This window comes from Streptomyces sparsus (genome assembly GCF_054776295.1).
Window position 1 is genome coordinate 1 of sequence record NZ_BAAHCA010000923.1, and the last position, 1,925, is coordinate 1,925.

Below are 1,925 nucleotides of genomic sequence, written 5' to 3' on the forward strand. Positions count from 1 at the left end.
CTGCCGTCGTGCACGTGGTGGACCGCGGCACGTCGCTCGCCGAGCAGACCATCGCCGCCGACCTCGCCCGGCACGCCTACCTGGCGGGCCCCGAACTCCCCGCCGCACGGGCCTCCGTGCTGCTGGAGGCCGCCGCCGAGGAGGCCGGCGCCCGGATGGCGTTCGAAGAGGCCGCCGTGCACTACCGCCGGGCGATGGAGCGCTGCGAGGACGACGTCCGCAGACACGTCCTGCTCACCCTGGAGCTCGCCTACATGCTGCGTCACGGAGGCGGCGACCGGGAGGAGAGCCGGGACCTCCGGGTCCAGGCCGCCGCGCTCGCCCGTGCCTCCGGCGACCCGGAACTGCTGGCCCGGACGGCGCTCAGCGTGCAGAGCACCGATCCCGACGAGGAACCGGACGCCGGCAGCGAGGAGTTGCTCCGGGAGGCGCACCGGAAGCTGGTCGGAGGGGACGAGGGTGCGACCCAGGAGGGCAAGAGCCTCGCCCGACTGGCACAGGAACTCACCCTGCGCTTCGTGGTGGTCGCCCGTCGCGAGGAGGACGACGAGGCGCTCGGGTTCAGCCTGCTCACCCGGCACAACTCCATCTGGGGCCCCGGCACGGCCGAGGAGCGCGTCGGCCTCACCGAGGAGATGATCACCGTGGGGCGCCGCAGCGGCGACCGGGTGATGGAGTACTTCGCCACCTCACTGCGGTGGGTCGCCCTGCTGGAGCGCGGTGACCCGCGCTACCTGGACGCCTTCAACGCCTTCGTCACCATGGCCCGGCGGTCGACGGAGCCGCGCTTCCAGTTCTACGCGGCCGTGGACCAGGGCGTCATCAGCGCGATGCGCGGCCGCTTCGCGGAGGCGGAGGACTGCCTCAAGCAGCTCGGGCAGATCGAGCAGATCGGCAAGAAGCATCCCGGCTACCAGTTCCTGCACCTCCACCTGTGGTGGTCGATCCGCCTCCACCAGGGCCGCTTCGAGGAGGTCGACGCGCTTCTCGCCTCGGCCGAGGAGGCCGAGCACCCCCAGCCGGACCTGCTGGTCGGCATCACCGCGCTGCAACGCGGCGACCACACCACCGCCGTCCGGCTGCTCACCGCCCGGCTCGAACGCGGCGATCCCTGCCCCAGGATGTTCGAGCCGCTGTGGCTCAGGTTCCAGGCGCAGGCCGCGGCGGCGTCCCGCGACCCCCACCTGTGCGAACAGGCCAGATCCGCGATCGCCCCCTACGTGGACGAGTGGGCGGTGTCGGTGTTCGGGTGCGACGTCAGCGGCCCGATGACGCTCTGGGCCGGCCTGCTCGACGCCGCGCAGGAACGCTGGGACGCGGCCGTCGCGTCGCTCACCGCCGCCCGGGAGTCGGCCGACCTGCTCGGAGCCCGTACCTGGTCGCTGGAGGCCCGCTCCCACCTCGCGGCAGTCCTGACGCGCCGGGCGGGGCCGGGTGACGCGGCGGAGGCGGAACGGCTGGTGGCCGAGTGCGAGGCGGAGTCCGCCTCGCTGGGTATGGCGCACATCGCCGACCGGGTGCGCCACGTCCGCCGGGAGCGGGAGAGCGCCGGCAAGCAGGGAACCGCCGCGACCACCGGTGAGTTCCGCCGCGAGGGGGCGGTGTGGACGCTGTCCTTCGAGGGCCGCACGGTCCGCGTGCCCGACGCCAAGGGACTGAGGGACCTGCACACCCTGCTCTCCAGTCCCGGCTCGCACCTGGCGTCGGTCCGGCTGCTGGACCCGGCCGGCGGTGACGTGGTGGTCGCCGCCCGTGGCCTCGGCGGGGACGCCGTCCTCGACGAGGAGGCCAAGCAGCGCTACCGGCGGCGCCTGTGCCATCTCGACGAGGAGATCGACCGCGCGCTGGACCGCGGCGACGACCGGCGCGCGGCCGAGTACGACACCGAACGGCAGGCGCTGCTGGAGGAGTTGCGGACGGCCGCC

At 73.8% G+C, this 1,925-nt stretch carries 1 pseudogene; it reads left to right on the top strand.

The features are described 5' to 3' along the window. Positions 1–1,925: pseudogene (locus ACYVE9_RS24975) on the top strand (ATPase); the annotation flags it as partial.